12 protein-coding genes are annotated in these 14029 nt (G+C 32.4%); 5 read left to right on the plus strand and 7 right to left on the minus strand.

Going from position 1 to position 14029, the window contains the following annotated elements; genetic code table 11:
* The first annotated feature begins 197 nt into the window (after positions 1–197).
* The 3 genes from G9F72_RS11565 to G9F72_RS11575 all read left to right on the plus strand — a co-directional run bounded on the left by G9F72_RS11565 (position 198) and on the right by G9F72_RS11575 (position 2030).
* A complete protein-coding gene (locus tag G9F72_RS11565) occupies positions 198–1202 on the plus strand; it encodes a DMT family transporter (RefSeq protein WP_164957545.1) in 1005 nt (334 codons plus the stop codon).
* Between the two features lie 63 nt (positions 1203–1265).
* Positions 1266–1442 (plus strand): H-type small acid-soluble spore protein, encoded by a 177-nt coding sequence (locus G9F72_RS11570; RefSeq protein ID WP_164957544.1) that lies wholly within the window; start codon positions 1266–1268, stop codon positions 1440–1442.
* A gap of 183 nt (positions 1443–1625) precedes the next feature.
* Positions 1626–2030 carry a nuclear transport factor 2 family protein gene (locus tag G9F72_RS11575; protein ID WP_164957543.1) on the plus strand — a complete coding sequence of 135 codons (405 nt, stop codon included), beginning with the start codon at positions 1626–1628 and terminating at the stop codon, positions 2028–2030.
* A 272-nt stretch (positions 2031–2302) separates the two neighbouring features.
* Here the strand turns inward: G9F72_RS11575 and G9F72_RS11580 are convergent, their stop codons facing one another.
* The 3 genes from G9F72_RS11580 to G9F72_RS11590 all read right to left on the minus strand — a co-directional run bounded on the left by G9F72_RS11580 (position 2303) and on the right by G9F72_RS11590 (position 5231).
* Complete coding sequence (locus G9F72_RS11580; protein WP_164957542.1) at positions 2303–2929, minus strand: ankyrin repeat domain-containing protein; 627 nt, start codon at positions 2927–2929, stop codon at positions 2303–2305.
* 35 nt (positions 2930–2964) lie between these two features.
* Entirely contained in the window at positions 2965–4113 is a 1149-nt protein-coding gene (rodA, locus tag G9F72_RS11585) for a rod shape-determining protein RodA (protein ID WP_164957541.1), read from the minus strand.
* A 182-nt stretch (positions 4114–4295) separates the two neighbouring features.
* Positions 4296–5231 (minus strand): gamma-glutamylcyclotransferase, encoded by a 936-nt coding sequence (locus G9F72_RS11590; protein WP_164957540.1) that lies wholly within the window; start codon positions 5229–5231, stop codon positions 4296–4298.
* Between the two features lie 577 nt (positions 5232–5808).
* Here G9F72_RS11590 and lysS point away from each other — a divergent pair.
* A complete protein-coding gene (gene lysS, locus G9F72_RS11595) occupies positions 5809–7329 on the plus strand; it encodes a lysine--tRNA ligase (protein ID WP_164957539.1) in 1521 nt (506 codons plus the stop codon).
* A 73-nt stretch (positions 7330–7402) separates the two neighbouring features.
* On the opposite strand, the gene brnQ is transcribed toward lysS, so the two are convergent.
* A complete protein-coding gene (gene brnQ, locus G9F72_RS11600; protein ID WP_164957538.1) occupies positions 7403–8710 on the minus strand; it encodes a branched-chain amino acid transport system II carrier protein in 1308 nt (435 codons plus the stop codon).
* 475 nt (positions 8711–9185) lie between these two features.
* On the opposite strand from brnQ, the gene G9F72_RS11605 reads away from it, so the two are divergent.
* Entirely contained in the window at positions 9186–10175 is a 990-nt protein-coding gene (locus G9F72_RS11605; RefSeq protein WP_164957537.1) for a lipoate--protein ligase, read from the plus strand.
* Positions 10176–10251: 76 nt separating this feature from the next.
* Here the strand turns inward: G9F72_RS11605 and lpdA are convergent, their stop codons facing one another.
* From lpdA to G9F72_RS11620, 3 genes are all read right to left on the minus strand, one after another.
* The gene (lpdA, locus tag G9F72_RS11610) at positions 10252–11637 is read right to left on the minus strand and encodes a dihydrolipoyl dehydrogenase (RefSeq protein ID WP_164957536.1); all 1386 of its coding nucleotides are present in this window, start codon (positions 11635–11637) and stop codon (positions 10252–10254) included.
* 77 nt (positions 11638–11714) lie between these two features.
* The gene (locus tag G9F72_RS11615) at positions 11715–13037 is read right to left on the minus strand and encodes a dihydrolipoamide acetyltransferase family protein (RefSeq protein WP_164957535.1); all 1323 of its coding nucleotides are present in this window, start codon (positions 13035–13037) and stop codon (positions 11715–11717) included.
* A 13-nt stretch (positions 13038–13050) separates the two neighbouring features.
* Positions 13051–14028 (minus strand): alpha-ketoacid dehydrogenase subunit beta, encoded by a 978-nt coding sequence (locus G9F72_RS11620; protein ID WP_164957534.1) that lies wholly within the window; start codon positions 14026–14028, stop codon positions 13051–13053.
* Between the last annotated feature and the right edge of the window lies 1 nt (position 14029).

The following is a 14029-nucleotide window of genomic DNA, read 5'->3' on the forward strand; positions in this document are numbered from 1 at the left end:
AAAACTGAAACTAAGAGTAACACACTGGTCAGTGCTTTAGAATTGACAGTAAAGAAGATTAATAAATTTAGAGGATGCCCCAAAACTAAAATTTATGGGCACCCTCTTCTTTTTAATGTATGCATAAGATTGTAACAGTTTGTTAGTGCAGAAGGTAAGATAAAAGCATATAATAAAGTAAGATGGGGGGATTTAATATGCAGCAAATAAAAGGATATTTAATGATTGCGCTAGCAGGAAGTTTATGGGGCACTGTAGGATTGTTTGGAAAGATATTTTTTGGTTATAGTTTTGATCCAAAACTTGTGGTGTTCTGTAGACTATTTGTAGGATTTCTTATAATGTTTATCTTTATTTCTTTTAAAGATAAAAAATTATTAAAATTTGATAAAAGGGGATTAAAGTATACTGCTTTAATTGGTTTTTTTTCACAAGCACTTTTCAATGTGCTATATTTTGAAACAATTAAAAGGACTACTATAGCTACAGCCGTTATTTTATTATATACAGCACCTGTTTTTTTAATCATTATGGGAAGGATATTCTATAAAGAATTACTAACCCCTATTAAAATTTCTGCACTTTTTTTATGTATTATTGGTTCATTTTTAACTGTTACCGGAGGATCGCTGGATACTTTAAACATCAACTCATTAGGTGTTCTAACTGGAATAGGAGCAGGTTTCACTTATGCTTTAGTTACTATTATAAGTAAAGCAATCATAGATGATTATCACCCATTGACCATTATTTTATATAGCTTTCTATTTGGTTGGATATTCTTAGTGCCATTTTCTCACCCCTTAAATTTGTTGTATGTAAAATACAGTTTACCTATAGTGGTAAGTATCCTAGGTTTAGGATTAATCCCAACAGTACTTGCATATATTTTGTATATCACTGGATTGTCTTATGGAGTTGAAGCATCAAAAGCAGGTATCATATGTTCCATTGAAATAGTGGTTTCTGTTATTATTTCATATTTATTTTTTAAAGAAGTGATTTTAGGGGTTAAACTATTGGGGATTATAATGGCCTTAGGCTCTATTTTTATCATTAAGTTAGATAAGAATGCAATACCTATTATTAATAAACAGCAAAATGTAAATGAAAAGTTAAACTATATAGGTGAAGAGCTGGAAGATTTAATTGTACTAAATAATACTACATTATTATATTCAGGTGATGAAAAGTGTGAATAATGTATTTTAGTAGTATAAAATATTAATAATTTCTAATGCTATAGTTATAAGGAGTTGATAAGTTTGGACAAAAAAAGATTAGCGGAAATACTTGAATCTCATGGTATTATAAATGTCACATATAAAGATAATCCTGTATGGCTCGAAAGTATTGGTACTGATAAAGATGAAGTTATTCAAGTAAAGGATTTAAAAACAGATAGACTTATACAAGTAGATATTAAGGACTTAAAAGAATAATTTAAAGCTTGAGCTTAGTAAACCATCGTTTTAACTACTGGAATATATTTCGGTGGTTTTTTTTGTAGTTAATTGCAACATCATATGAAATAGTGGCTCCACATTTATTATTCAATTATTCTTGTGTTATAATAATTTTAATTTAGTATAAAAAATAGATTAAGAAATAGAGGAGAAAAAAGCATGGAGCATATAAATGTAAATATTATTGATAAATTCTTCCTGGCATATAGTAGAAATGATTTAAATGGTATTAAACAAGTATTATCTGAAAACGTAAAATGGGTATTTCCGGGGCAAAACCCCTTAAGTGGGACAAAAGTAGGCATTGAAGAGGTTATTTCATTTTTTGATAAGATGGGAGGCATCATGGGAAAATCTAATGTTAAAGTCGAAAAGATGGTTATTGGAGCAAACGATAATTATGTTTTGGAGTGTCAGCACATTCGGACTAATAGAGAGGAAGGAACTAATTTTGACCAGGATATGTGTGTACTTTGGATATTTAAAGATGATAAAATAATAGAGGGTAAGCACTTCATATCAGAGCAGTTTGAAGCAGACTCCTTTTTCAACAAAGTATTTTAACAATATTAATTCTATTGTTAATAATTTATTTTGCCAAAGAAGAATTGATAAAGAACACCTTACAGGTAAAGATAATTTGACATTAAGTTTTATTCAGCTTATGAGTAGTAAAGAAAGCCCCAGAAAGATATCTTTGGGGCTTTTTTTACCTGTTTTTAAAGAAAGTTATTGTTTCGGTGTAAAAGGGTGACCAGATGCCAACGAAAGGAAAATCTTTGAAAGAAACTTAGTTTTCCTCATAAGATTAAACTTTTTTAATAAATATGTGAATATTATCTAGTAGCATTGTATTTTATTAAAATAGCTTTAATTTTTTTATTTTCACAATAATCCAAGGGAGTCATTCCTGTAGAATTTGTTGAATTTATGTTAAAGCCTAGACTTATGAGAACTTTTAAAAAATCTTCAAAATGTTCATCAAAACAGTTAATATAATCATCGTGAAGAAGTGTATTTTTATATTTATCCTTTATATTGATATCCGCTCCAAATTTTACAAGAAGATTCAGAAGCTCAACAGAATAATTAAAGCTGCAGTAAAATACTGGGGTCTTACCGGATATATTGATTGCATTAACTTCAGCTCCTTTATCCAGTATCATAGTTATTACGTCTATCTGAGGTTTTATCCTTGAACAAAGTTTATGAAGAGGAGTTTCTAAGAATTCACTGTGATGACTGTTAATATCAGCACCATTATTTATTAAAAGCTCAATTGTTTTAAAATAGTTATTTTTACTATTATTAATAGCATAATGAAGTATACTTTCCACTTTAAAGTCAGAATTTAAATCCTTAGCCACCTTCAAATAATTTTTTATTTCATCTATGTTGCCCTCTTCAATAAATCTATAAATTGATTTAGGTTCTGCAGAGAATATATTACTGAATATTTTCATGTTTGTTACCTCCTGTTAATTAAAAAATTAATCACCTAAAAGTTGAATTTCTTTCTCCTCATGCCTACGTTTAAAACAAGACCAATGCATATGAAAGTTGTAATTATTGAACTTCCTCCATAACTCATAAAAGGAAGAGTAAGTCCTGTAATAGGCATAATGCCTATATTCATACCTATATTCTGCAAAATAGAAAACAAAAACATAGATATAATACCTGCAGTTAACATTGTACCAAATATATCCTTAGAATCTTTAGCAATTTTAACCAACTTATAAATTAATAATCCATACAAAGTTAGAAGAAAAATTGCACCGACTAAACCCCACTCTTCTCCCACAACTGAAAAAATGCAATCTGTGCTGGATTCAGGGGTGCTTCCAACAGCCGCCCAGGAGCCTTTTAAAAACCCAGTACCCAAAATTCCACCCTTGCCTATCCCAATTTGAGACATGGTCAGTTGAAGACCAGTACCTAGAGGATCTAAATCTGGATATAAAAAAGATATCAATCTATTCTTTTGATAAATTCTAATTAGCCCTGAATTCCAAACTAATGCTATAGTAGCAGACACTCCTATTAAGCCACCAACAATAGTCTTGGAATTTAGCCCCGCAATAAAAAACATGCCTAGAAGGATAAAGAAAAAAAACATAGTCATTCCCATATCAGGCTGCTTTAATAAAAAAACAACTGGGATAATAGCATAAACGCAAAGCTTAAGAAAGTTTTTTATATTATTTATATTTCCGTCCATTTCATCTAATTGTTTAGCAATCATAATTATTAATGCAATCTTTACAAATTCCGAGGGTTGAAATTGAGGTAATGGTCCTATTTTTAGCCAAGACTCTGCTCCATTAACTTTGACTGGCATTATTGCATTAAGTATAAGTAGGAATATGCCGAACCAATATATTATACTTGCATAACTTTGGATAACTTTGTAATCTATAAGAAGTATTAAATACATTACAGACAACCCTATCATAAGCCATAACAAATGCATCTTAAGAAAATGAAAATTTATAGTGGTAGTAACAATATTATTTCCTCTATAAAGATATTGCGTAGCACTTAAAATATTTAACGAACCAAATAACATAATAATTATGCAAATAATTATTATGCCAAAATCTAGTTGTTTAAATAACTTTTTATTAATTCTAAATTTCTTAATCATGTTAGCCTCCATTTATCTCTTGTACTTAGCAGTATATCATATAATTTGAGATTTAAGGCAGATATTTCATGTAATTTGTATTAATATGCAAGTAAAATCATTAAAGGATTTACATTATATGATTAAAAAAAGCTGTTTAAATAGCAAAGAGGTGACTACCCCCGTCACCTCTTTGTTGAAATCTATTTCTTTTCTAATCCACATTCAACTAAATACTTCATTACCTCAAAGTCACTCATATCAGGATATGTTTCTTTTATACCCATTCTGATTACTCCAAGATAATTGTCAGAAGGGTCGTGATATGGTCTTTTATTTTTATTAGTAATGGTAACAATTTCAATACCATTGTACTCTCCTAATGAAATAGTCTGATTATACCAATTTTCTTCATGTCCCTCTTGCTTTGAAATATCTTCAAATTGTTCTTCAGTAACAAGGTACATTCTACCTAAGGCGCTTCCACTACCCTGAGTATCTAAAAATGAAATTCCACCAATTCCCCAAGGAGAACTTTCATTACCATAATACATTTTATAAGGAATAGTTACTGGCCTTGTATCCTTTGGTAGTGATTTATTTCTACAACCGCCATAAGTCACTCCGTTAAATTTACACTTTCCACCTTTAATATAAATTATCAATCTTTCATAAATCAGGTTAGATCCATAGCTTGCATACCAGACATAATCGTTTCTTTTTAAAGCTCCCCTAGGTTGGTTGTCAGAGCTAACTTTAATATTTTTTGAAACATCCTTATTATACACATAGACATAAGCTTCTTGAACCTCTTCATTATCATTAATTACTCTAATTAATTTTCTCGTAAATAAATTAGCTTTTTCCTCAGATATATCTAGTTTTTCTAATATATCATTATCGACAATGTACATCTCGCCTCTAATCTTATCAATCTCATTTTGAATTATTAGTGGATAACTACCGAAATCATATAATTGAAAGCCATCAGCTGTAAAATACCCTGCAAATCTGGCTCCGGATAGGAACTTTTCATGCTTGCTATTTCCCTTCAAAAGCGTACCATAAACAAAAAGCCTTATTATTTTATTACCTTCATATTGAACATTTTCTTCTGGGGTTTGAATTTTATCTACCATAATAGTATCCCTCCTTAAATTATTGTCTTCTACGTGTTAATAAAAGTATAACACGTTAATTGACTAAATTGCTAGAAAAGTCTAAAATTATTACTATAAATAATAGTGCTTATAAAAACAACAGAGGGACGTAATCAAAAACGGTATACTAAGACATTATCATAAACGAATCATATAAGCGAAGTAACGGTAATTGATGTAGGTGATTTTTTTACAGAGAACTCCTATTAGCTGAGAAGGAGGAAGAATTATTTGTCGAAAAAGGCCTCTGAGTTTCACATTGAGCCTAATTTTTAGGGGTAGACTGTGCCGGGAGCTCCCGTTATAGAGCTATAGTATAAGCATTATTAACGATATTTTTAAAGTCGTTAATGAAGCCACTTCAGTGGTTTTTTATGCCGTACTTTATAAGTTCAATATGGTGACATGTTGATAAACTGGGGTGGTACCACGAAATTATGTACTCTCGTCCCCAAGACTATATAGTCTTGGGGGTGAGGGTTTTTTTATTTTGTCTAGATTTTATTATGTTAGGCTTGGAGTGAATTAAATATTAATAAAAAAAGGTGGTATTATTATGTTTAGAGATTATGTTAATATTGAAAATTTAAAAACTATTATGTCAGATGCAAATGAATTTGTTGTTGAGAGAGTTAAAAAATTAAATGATCTGATGGAACAAGGTGTAAATCCATATCCATACAGTTTCAAAAATATAACACATTCGAAATTTATCATAGATAATTTTGGAAATATAAATGAAGAGCAATCATTTACTGTAGCGGGAAGAGTAATGCTTATGCGGAGGATGGGGAAAGTAATATTTTTAACCCTAAGAGACCAAGGTGGAGACATTCAAGCATATTTTAATAAAAAAGCTTTAGGCGAGGAAAAATTCGAATTTTTAAAACTAATTGATATTGGAGATATAATTGGAGTAGAGGGTACTATTTTTAGGACAAAAACAGGAGAAATCACAATAAGATCCAATAATGTGACAATGCTTTCAAAATCCATAAGACCACTACCAGAGAAATTTCATGGTATTCAAGATGTTGACTTAAAACAAAGACACCGTTCACTGGATATGATTATGAATAATGATGTAAAAGAAAGATTTATTAAACGTTCAAGGGCAATGTCAGCTATTCGTGAATTTCTAGATCAGCAAGAGTTTATTGAAGTAGAAACGCCAATTTTAGATACTAAATATGGCGGTGGAGAAGCAAAGCCTTTTGTTACCTTTGTAAATGCAATAGATTCTGAAGTATATATGAATGTATCTCCAGAGCTTTATTTAAAAAGACTTATGGTTGGGGGAATTGAAAGAGTTTATACACTTGGGAGGTCCTTTAGAAATGAAGGAATTGACAGAACACATTATCCAGAGTTTACGCTATTTGAATGTTATATGGCTTATGCAGATTATAAGGATATGATGGAACTTATGGAAAACCTTTATGATTATGTTTTCAATAAAATAAACGGCTGCACAAAGGTTTGTTGTGATGGTGTGGAAATAGATTTTAAGGCACCTTGGAGAAGAGCTACTATGTGTGATTTAGTAAAAGAAGAAACAGGAATAGACGTAGAGCACATGTCAAGAGAAGAAATCGCTAAAAGTATAAATGAAAAAGGCTTATTAGTAGAAAAGGAGCAGGAAGGTCTAGATTTAGAAGAAGTATCTAAAGGAGAACTTATTATAGAGTTATTCGAAGGATACATTGAAGGCAATCTCATACAACCTACCTTTGTAATTGACTATCCTGCTGAATCTTCACCACTTTGCAAAGCGCATAGAAATAATCCTGAACTTATTGAAAGATTTGAACCCTTTGCTTATGGAGTTGAGCTCGGAAATGCTTACTCGGAGCTTAATAATCCACTAAGGCAGAGAGTGCTTTTACATGAGCAAGCAAATAAGCTTAGGGCTGGGCTTGAAACAGCAAGTCCAATGGATGAAGAATTTGCAGTGGCCATTGATACTGGTATGCCACCAGCAGGAGGACTAGGAATAGGTATAGATAGAATGATTATGTTCTTAACTGGGGCTTATTCAATTAAAGATGTTATTGCATTTCCTTTGGTGAAAAGATAATAAAATATATAAAAGGGGATGTCTCAAAATGATTAATTTAATCATTTTGAGACATCCCCTTGAATTGCTATATTTAAGCTACTTCTGATTCTAAATCTTCATTTACAGCATCTTCTTTTGCTTTTATTGAAAGGTTGCAAATTACAAAAGCTAGCACAGTAGGTATAAGCCATGCGAATCCTGAACTGGCTAGAGGAATAAATTTAAGAAATCCAATGCTATTTGGATATATACCATTTATAGTATCTAAAATACTTATAAATAGCGCTGTGTATGTAGTTATAGCAACAACCGTATTACTTTTCACTTTATCACCAAGCAATGTAATAACTATAAGAACAATTACAATTGGATATAAAATTTGTAAAACAGGACCTGCCAATGTAATTATAGAATCAACGTTTTTTGTAGCTATTAATCCACTTACTACAGCCATAATAACAGCAGAAGTTTTGTAAGATACTTTATTCTTTGTAACATTAGCAAAGAATTCTGCTCCACTTGCAAGTAATCCTATAGCAGTTGTTAAGCATGCCAGAGCAACACATAAACCAAGAACAACTGCACCGATACTGCCTAGGTCTAACTTAACAAGTTCTGTAACTAGCTTAGTTCTAGCTATATCTGCTGGAAACAAAGTACTTGTTTGTGTTCCAAGATACATAAGTCCACCATATACAAAGGCTAAACCCGCTACTGACACTAAAGCTGATTTTATAGTCATCTTCATTATATCCTTTGCATTTTCATAACCTTTTGATCTAACAGAGGAAATAATTATTCCTGCAAATATAACAGAAGCCATAGCATCCATTGTTTGATAACCTTCTATTAAAGCTTTTGATAATCCACCTTTGTAAGATGTATTTACAATTGGTCCGATGGGATCAATTATTCCTTTAAATATAATTATAGCCAGCATTAACAAAAGCGCGGGTGTAAGTATTTTACCTATATTATCAATTATTGAAGAAGGTTTAAGCACAAATGCAAGTGTTACTGCAAAATACAATATAACTGCTATGTTTTGTGAAACAGATGGAAATATAGGATGTATTCCAAGCTCGAAAGTTGTTGCAGCGGTTCTTGGAATTGCAAATAACGGTCCTATAACAAGAATTAAAGCTATGCCGGTTATTATAGCAAATTTTTTACCAACTCTATTGGCCATTTTGTCGTAAGTACCATTAATTTTGGCACAGGCAATTACTCCAGCTAGTGGAAGACCAACTCCTGTAATGAGAAAGCCTATTATGGATGCAAAAAATGCGCTTCCTGCAGCTTTTCCGAGGAATGGTGGAAAAATCAGGTTTCCAGCACCGAAAAACATTGCAAATAGTGCAAAACCTATAACAATTGAATGTTTTGTTGAATTTTTCATTAAAGTATACCTCCAGATGAATAAATTTTTGTAATACTTAAATCATCAATAAATGACTTAACAGCGTCCAAATTATAAATTTCTTTAATTTCTTTTTTCATAGTTGGCCTCCTCATTATCCTTAAAAATAGCATTTTTGAAAATATGATTAGTTCCTATGCTATTGTATGTAGCAATTACTATGCCGAAATTTTCTGACTTTCATATTTTTCTGAAAAAAGTTTAAAATTCTGGTAACAACTTGTACTTATCAATGTTTATCAGGGTTATTTTTTGAAATGCAGTTGTAAATATTTATATTTGATTTCTATCTTAATAATAAAAGTGGGCAATTTTTTTCCACCTAGTATGGAAAAAAATTGCCCACTTTTATTTTTGTATCATATGTTGGATTATGTTTTAGATTAATAAGATTTTTTTACTATTTGTGTTATAATAATCAATAAAATATCTAATCTATGAAGGAGAAAATAAAATGATTTATATAAAAAATGATTCAAATAATCCATATTTTAATTTAGCTTTAGAAGAATACTTTTTAAAGGCCTTTAAGGGAGAAGAATATTTCATTCTTTGGCAAAATGAACCTGCCATAATAATTGGAAGAAATCAAAATACCATAGAAGAAATTAATAAGGATTATGTAGAAGAAAATAATATAAAAGTAGTTAGGCGTCTTTCAGGTGGAGGGGCTGTGTACCACGATTTAGGGAACTTGAATTTCACTTTTATTGTAAAAGCAAACAAAGCTAATATAAATAATTTCAAAAAATTTACAGATTCCATAGTGGATAGTTTAGAAAAAATAGGTGTAAAGGCAGAATTTACTGGGAGAAATGACATTACCATAGAAGGGAAAAAGTTTTCTGGAAACTCTCAATATTATTTTAAAGACAGACTTTTACACCATGGTACAATTTTATTTAATTCTGATCTTTCTGTGGTGCAAAATGCACTGCAAGTAAAAGCTTCGAAAATAGAATCAAAGGGTATTAAATCTGTGAGAAGTAGAGTAACTAACGTGTATCCTTATTTGACGGAAAAAGTTTCTGTTAAGGAATTTAAAGAGATTCTTCTTCATTCTATTTTTGAATATAAGGATGTTCCTTATAAAGAATATGTATTAGAACAAAATGATATAGATAAAATCCAGTCTATAGCAGATGAAAAATACGCAACTTGGGACTGGACCTACGGAGAGTCACCGGAGTTTAATATGGAGAAGAGCAAAAGATACCCTTTTGGGCAATTAAATATTAAACTAGATATAAAAGACGGCAAGATAAAAGTCATGGGTATATATGGAGATTTTTTTGCTAATAAAGATTTATCAAGGCTGGAAGAAGGGCTCCTAGGAGTTAACTTTAAAGAAGAAAGCGTAAGAGAGGCAATCCAAGGGGTGGAGTTGCAAGAGTATATTCAAGGTATAACAAATGAGGATTTTATAGACTGTATGTTTTACTAATAATAGGTAGGAGTTTTTTTAATGGAACATCCATAGATTTGTGTAAATCAAATCTATGGATGTTTTTTATATAAAATTAAGCCCTGAAAATGTGGATTGGTTTGTCTATTGCACCATGAGCTGCTTCCATTATAGCCTCTGATAAAGTAGGATGTGGATGTATTGCTTTTGCTACATCATGCACAGTACCTTCTAGTTGCATGGTGGTTACCGCTTCTGCAATCATATCTGTAGCATGGGAGGCTAAAATATGAACTCCCAGGACTTCTCCATACTTTTTATCAGCAACGATTTTAATAAAGCCATCTGTTTCACCTTCAGCAAGAGCTTTTCCGTTTGCTATTAAAGGAAATTTGCTGATTATGACTTCATGACCCCTTGCAACTGCTTCCTCTTCTGTAAGCCCTGCAACACCTATTTCAGGGAAACTGTAAATACAGGAAGGGATTTTATCATAATCAAGTTTTGAATTTTTGCCTAGAATATTTTCTACAGCAACAATACCTTCTGCTGAGGCCACATGGGCGAGCATAAATTTACCGTTTACATCTCCAACGGCATAGACACCTTGTACATTGGTTTCAAGTTTATCATTGGTTTTTATTGAATTTTTATCTAAAGTAAGATTTAATTTTTCTAACCCCACGATATTAGCTTTCCTACCCATACTGAGAAGAATGGTATCTGCCTTCAGGGTTTTTATTTCTTCTTTTATTTTTACGGTAAGCTGATTTTTATGAAAATTTTCGAAATTTACTCCATAAATAATATCAATTCCTTTTTTTATGAGAATCTTTTCCATGGTAGTTCGTATTTCAGTATCGATGCTTCTTAAAATGGTTCCTGACCTTTGAAGAATGGTTACATGACTTCCAAGTGCATTAAATAGAACCGCAAACTCAATGCCTATAACGCCTCCACCAATTACAATAAGTTCATCAGGTACTTCTTTTATGGATAGAAGTCCTTTACTGGTTACAGTGTACCCAGCATCCATAGACTCTTTTAATCCGGGGATGTTTGGAATCATGGAAGAGGACCCAGTTGCAATAATTAAATTTTTTGTTCCTAAGGTTTCTCCATTTACTTGTAGTGTGTTTTTATCTATTACATCACCATTTCCAAAATATACATCTACACCATTTTCTTTTAATAAGGTTTTTACACCACCTGTAAGTTGCTTTACTACAGCGTTTTTTCTATTTTGCATTGCATCCCAATCTATGGACACTGTGTTTTTATCCTCTATGTGAACACCGAATTTTTCTGCATGAAGTATATCTTGATATACATGTGCACTTTTTAAAAGAGTTTTGGTAGGAATACATCCCCAGTTTAGGCATACTCCACCAAGCTCTGCCTTTTCTACCAAAGCAGTTTTTGCTCCTAGTTGAGCGGCTTTAATTGCAGCAACGTATCCACCGGGACCTCCACCCAAAATAATAATGTCGTAGGTTTTCAATTTAATTCCACCTTTCTTAATAAAGTTGTTTTATAAAAAAAGGATACAATGCTAGCAGCAGGGTATCCTTTTTGTGGTTAGCTTAACACTAAAAGCATTGGATCATCTAAGTAAGCTCTTAATCTGCCTAGGAATCTTCCAGCATCTCCACCATCAATTACTCTATGGTCAATACAAATGGTAATAGTAAGAATATCTCGGATCACAATTTCATTATCAATAACCACTGGTTTTTTTGTTATTTTACCAACTCCGAGTATAGCAACTTCTGGATGTTTAATTACTGGAATTCCTGAAGTTGCTCCTATTGCACCGTAGTTTGTAATAGTGAAGGTTCCATTTTGCAATGTATCCAAGGTAAGGGCTTTATTTTTTGCTTTTTCTGCAAGGAGAGAAAGCTCCCTTGACATTGGCAAAATACCTTTTTTATCAGAATCTTTTATTACGGGAACCAGTAAGCCATCAGGTGTGTCCACAGCTACACCAATGTTATAGTATTTCTTTAATACAAGCTCTTCTGTTTTATCATCATAACTTGCATTAAACATAGGATAATCTTTAAGTGCAAGGGTTACTGCTTTTATAATAAAAGGCATATAGGTTAGGTGAACGCCTTGTGCTATTGCCATGGTTTTTGATTGTTCCCTAAAGGCTACAAGTTTCGATACATCTATTTCATCTGTTGCAGAAGCATGAGGAATAACCGATTTTGAAAGCACCATGTTTTTTGCAATGGTCTTTCTAAGCATAGTAAGTGGAACTCTCTCAACTTCTCCTGCAAATTTAAGTTCTGGAATTATTATAGGTTGCGCCGCAGTAGGAGAGACTGGAACTTCAGCTGAAAGACTAGAAGTAGCTTTATTTGTGTCAATCTCTTTACTAGCAAGATAAATATCTGCCTTCATAACCCGCCCAATTGGTCCTGTGCCTTTAATTTTATGGATATCAATGCCTAAATCTTTAGCCAGCTTTCTTGCAACGGGTGTTGCAAGGATTTTCATAGTAGGATCGTCTTCACATGCTACCTTTTCTTCATGGCTAATGGCAATTATTTGTGAGGAAACTTCTAATTCACCTACAACTCCAGCAGTTTCTCCTTCATCTATAGCTTTTGATTTTTTACCTATAGTTTCATTTAGAGAATCATTGCTTTTTTCGGTATCATCTGAAGTTTGAATTTCTACAACTACATCTCCAACATAAATGATTTCACCTTCTTTAGCTTTTGTACTAGTGACGATGCCACCAACTGGAGAGGGTATTTCTGCATTTACTTTGTCTGTTTCTACAAGGAATAAAGAATCTCCTTCCACAATAGAATCTCCAGAATTTACAAACCATTTTAATATTTTTCCTTCTGTAATTCCTTCCCCAATATCCGGGAATTTAAATTTAAACATAATACACCTCCAGTTAAAAATTAACAACCTCTCTTATTTTATGAGCAATGCGATCTGGCCGAATAATAAAATGATCTTCTCCCTTTGGAAGGGGAACAGTAGTATCAAAGCCAGCAAGTCTAGTTGGAGGTGCTTCTAAATGTAAAAATGCACCTTCATTTACGGTAGCAATTAGTTCAGCACCGGGTCCAAAGGATTTAAATGCTTCATGAACAACTAAAAAACGTCCAGTTTTCTTTACTGATTTAAGTATTGTTTCCTTGTCAAAGGGTGCGATAGTTCTTAAATCAATAAGCTCCACGGAAATTCCGTCCTTTTCAACTTCTTCAATTGCATTTTGAACTTCACGAACCATTGCGCCCCAAGCTACTACAGTAATACGACTTCCTTCTTTTACAACCTTTGCTTTGCCAATAGGAATTATATAATCCTCCTCTGGAACTTCTTGCTTGAAGGCTCTATAAATTCTTTTTGGTTCTAAAAATATAACAGGGTCAGGGCTTCGAATAGCAGCCAGTAGCAACCCTTTTGTATCGTATGGAGTTGATGGAATAACTACTTGAAGTCCTGGAATATGAGAAAAAATTGATTCTATACTTTCAGAGTGATGCTCTAAGGCACGAATTCCACCACCATAAGGCATACGAATCACCATCGGAAGGGTATAAGTTCCTCTTGACCTGTTCCTCATTCTAGCCACATGCCCAATGATTTGGTTTAAAGCTGGAAGTACAAAACCATCAAATTGCATTTCTACCACAGGTTTTAATCCATTAATAGCCATACCTACAGCGCTGCCAACTATCGCAGCCTCTGACAGTGGAGTATCAAAACATCTATCTATTCCATATTTTTTTTGGAGTCCAACAGTTGCTCTAAAAACGCCACCTTCAACACCAACGTCTTCTCCATAGGTTACAACAGTTTTATCTCTTGCCATTTCTTGATCTAATGCGTAATTTACTGCACCAATTATATTTAAAATAGGCATA

Source organism: Clostridium estertheticum (assembly GCF_011065935.2).
In the GTDB taxonomy this organism is placed as follows: domain Bacteria; phylum Bacillota; class Clostridia; order Clostridiales; family Clostridiaceae; genus Clostridium_AD; species Clostridium_AD estertheticum_A.

Bases quoted from the DNA above. Each gene is read 5' to 3' on its own strand.
- G9F72_RS11620 (WP_164957534.1), bottom strand. From the start codon at position 14,028: ATGCCTATTTTAAATATAATTGGTGCAGTAAATTACGCATTAGATCAA.
- G9F72_RS11580 (WP_164957542.1), bottom strand. From the start codon at position 2,929: ATGAAAATATTCAGTAATATATTCTCTGCAGAACCTAAATCAATTTAT.
- G9F72_RS11615 (WP_164957535.1), bottom strand. From the start codon at position 13,037: ATGTTTAAATTTAAATTCCCGGATATTGGGGAAGGAATTACAGAAGGA.
- rodA (WP_164957541.1), bottom strand. From the start codon at position 4,113: ATGATTAAGAAATTTAGAATTAATAAAAAGTTATTTAAACAACTAGAT.
- G9F72_RS11605 (WP_164957537.1), top strand. From the start codon at position 9,186: ATGATTTATATAAAAAATGATTCAAATAATCCATATTTTAATTTAGCT.
- G9F72_RS11565 (WP_164957545.1), top strand. From the start codon at position 198: ATGCAGCAAATAAAAGGATATTTAATGATTGCGCTAGCAGGAAGTTTA.
- brnQ (WP_164957538.1), bottom strand. From the start codon at position 8,710: ATGAAAAATTCAACAAAACATTCAATTGTTATAGGTTTTGCACTATTT.
- G9F72_RS11575 (WP_164957543.1), top strand. From the start codon at position 1,626: ATGGAGCATATAAATGTAAATATTATTGATAAATTCTTCCTGGCATAT.
- lysS (WP_164957539.1), top strand. From the start codon at position 5,809: ATGTTTAGAGATTATGTTAATATTGAAAATTTAAAAACTATTATGTCA.
- G9F72_RS11590 (WP_164957540.1), bottom strand. From the start codon at position 5,231: ATGGTAGATAAAATTCAAACCCCAGAAGAAAATGTTCAATATGAAGGT.